The organism is Acidovorax sp. LjRoot204 (assembly GCF_056175785.1).
In genome coordinates this window covers 1-2028 of record NZ_JBGFFF010000309.1, presented here as the reverse complement: position 1 = coordinate 2028, position 2028 = coordinate 1, and the positions used below count along the sequence as shown (strand labels likewise).

Here is a 2028-nt window from a genome sequence, read left to right as displayed (position 1 = left end):
TGGGCAGCACGTGGTAGACGACAGCCTCATAGCTCTTGCCAGAGCCTGGGATTCCTTCAAGGCCGTTGATCATGATCCGAGCCTCACGAACGGAATCAGCTGCAGGACGAGGCGCACGCCGATCGCTGCAACGATGATGGCCGAGGCGGTGCCGATGCCGAGCAGGCCGAGGATATTCAACACCTCGGCGGGGAGGGCTCCCCAGGCGCCGACCTGGGCAGAAAGACCGCTCATGTCGATGGCCTGAATGGAGGACGCAACTATGTCCATGAGTTGTTCAAAGGGCCAGCAAAACGCATCGCGGATGAAGTCCCATAGGGCAACAAAAACGGCGACGTAGAGGGCACCGAGCCACTCAACAACCGCAGCGATTTTTGAAAAGAGGATGGAGAACGCTGCCGCCATTTCAGCCCCCAAAAATCAAGGAACGCGCGAGCAGTAGCGCAGAAATGATGATGATGGTTTTGGCAACGTCCCATATCCAGCAGGGAGGCGCGACGTCGCGTTCCCCGTAGCTGGCCCACCACGCGAAGTCAAGATTGATCGGCCAGGATGGGCAGTTGCCGGTAGTGAGGCCGGTGGGCATCAGCTCTGCAGCGAGCGTGAAGACCGCCGATTCCTTGATCTGCTGGCTTTTCTGGTTCCAGATGCCGACGAGACCTTCGGGGTATTTGCGCTCGTAGAGCTTGGGCACCTCGCCAAGCGGCATATCCACAGGAGGGTCTTCTTCCTCAGGGTCCGGCTTGTTGGTCTCCTCGGTGTCCGTTGTGGGAGGAGAAGTCTCGTTGGTGATGTTGTTGGTGATGGTGATCGTGGTCGTGGTGGTAATGGTGTTGTTCACCACGTTGTTGTTGTAGGTGATGTTGTTGGTGGTGGTGGTCGTGGTGGTCTGGGTGGCAGGCTGAGCGCCTGGCGTGCCGGGTGCAACGGGCTGCGTTGTGCCGGGGGATACGCTGGATTCCTTCTGGCTGGTGGAACTCGATGAGGGCAGCGACGAAGGGCCAGACGCGACAGGCTGCGATGTCTCAAGGGTGGGGCCAACGTATCCAAACGGATCAATGCCGTTGCGACGCTGGTGTTCTTTGTCCTGATTGATCAGGTCTTGAAGTGCGTCGGCAGTTGCTTGCTTTTGAGCAATCAGGTCTGTGACCTCCTGAGTGGTAAGAGGTATCTTTGGTGCGTAATAAGGATCAACAGGCACATAGCGAATGCCGTACCAAAAAGGGTTGGGGTTCCAGCCATAGGCAGAGCCGTCAATCCACCAGCCGAGAGCGCACTGACCAGACATAACACGGGTGGCCCACTTCTTTGTGATGTTCTGGTCACTGTCGTAAGGGGTCGTATCTGAAGCGGTCGGAGTAGCGCTAGAGCAGGCAGATTTATCAACACGGTAGAGGGGGCGGTCCTGAGAAAACAGGTCGGGAGCAAAGTAGATTTCGGCCGCTTGGAGCAAGTCACGGATACCAGTGGCCGCAGCGTAAGCGCCCACGACAGGGCCACCGAGGCGAGCAGCGTTGCGGAGGACACCGCCAGCAGCGCCAGCAACGGCGGCATTTGAAGCGTGGCGAGCGGTGGTGATGGGAACGCTCTTACGGCCAACAGGAACATTGGCCGTATTCTTGATATCGACCCCACCGCCCGGTGCGTTGGTGATAGTGGGCGTATTGGGAATGATCCATTCCGTGCCGCTGGGGTTAGTGGGGAAGATGGTCCGCATGCGCTCCAGTACGGCAAATTGCTTGCCGTCGCGCAGGTGCTGCCAATAGTCGCGATTGGGATAGGTGGACGCGAGCGAGAGCAGGGGGACCAACAGAAGCCCAGAAAGAAGGAGAGCTTTTTTCATGGTCAGTTGCTCCTGAATCCGAGCACAAAGCAGACGGCGCCCATGCCGCCCAAGATGGCCATCAGGCCCCAAAACAGGACGACATGAGCGCCGATCAGCATGGGACCGCCTTAGACCTTGCGGATCACACGCTTGGCAACATCGGGACCCTTCATTGCGAGGGCGATGCCGACGATGATCAAACC

2 protein-coding genes are annotated in these 2028 nt (G+C 58.4%); both read right to left on the bottom strand.

Translation table 11 applies throughout. The annotated features are described in order from the left end of the window. Window positions 1-69 precede the first annotated feature (69 nt). Window positions 70-405 carry a DUF2523 family protein gene (locus AC04MI_RS24855; protein WP_476499006.1) on the bottom strand — a complete coding sequence of 112 codons (336 nt, stop codon included), beginning with the start codon at window positions 403-405 and terminating at the stop codon, window positions 70-72. A gap of 1 nt (window position 406) precedes the next feature. Continuing rightward, a complete protein-coding gene (locus AC04MI_RS24850) occupies window positions 407-1843 on the bottom strand; it encodes a hypothetical protein (RefSeq protein ID WP_476499005.1) in 1437 nt (478 codons plus the stop codon). Window positions 1844-2028 lie beyond the last annotated feature (185 nt).